Origin of the sequence: Aquabacterium soli (assembly GCF_003933735.1) — a bacterium.
GTDB classification, from domain to species: Bacteria; Pseudomonadota; Gammaproteobacteria; order Burkholderiales; family Burkholderiaceae_C; genus Aquabacterium; species Aquabacterium soli.
Genome location: NZ_RSED01000102.1, coordinates 1 through 353, shown reverse-complemented (window position 1 = coordinate 353; position 353 = coordinate 1). Strand labels below are relative to the sequence as shown.

Here is a 353-nt window from a genome sequence, read left to right as displayed (position 1 = left end):
TGATGGGATGGACTCCCCCACATTTTTTTCGGCATCAATGTGCCAGCCGACTTTCATTTGGCGTGAGGGACGGCAACCAACGTGAAGGAGTCCGAAATGAATATTAAGTCTGCCTCTCAGATTGATCAAGGCGCCGAAGGCGTGATCGTGGCCGTCGACCTGGCCAAGTCGGTGTACCAGTTGCGCGTGGCCAACCACCAGTGGCGCGGCATCGAATCGCACCGACTGACGCGTTCTCAGTTTGAACGCTGGTTTCTCAACCGCGTGGTCTCGCTGGTGGTGATGGAGGCGTGCGGCTCGGCGCATCACTGGGCGCGCTGGCTGACCAGCCTGGGCATCGACGTGCTGCTGCT

The 353-nt window shown here is 59.5% G+C and carries 1 pseudogene; it reads left to right on the top strand.

What is annotated here, in order from left to right:
- Window positions 1-96 precede the first annotated feature (96 nt).
- Window positions 97-353 (top strand): annotated as a pseudogene (locus EIP75_RS23950) (hypothetical protein); the annotation flags it as partial.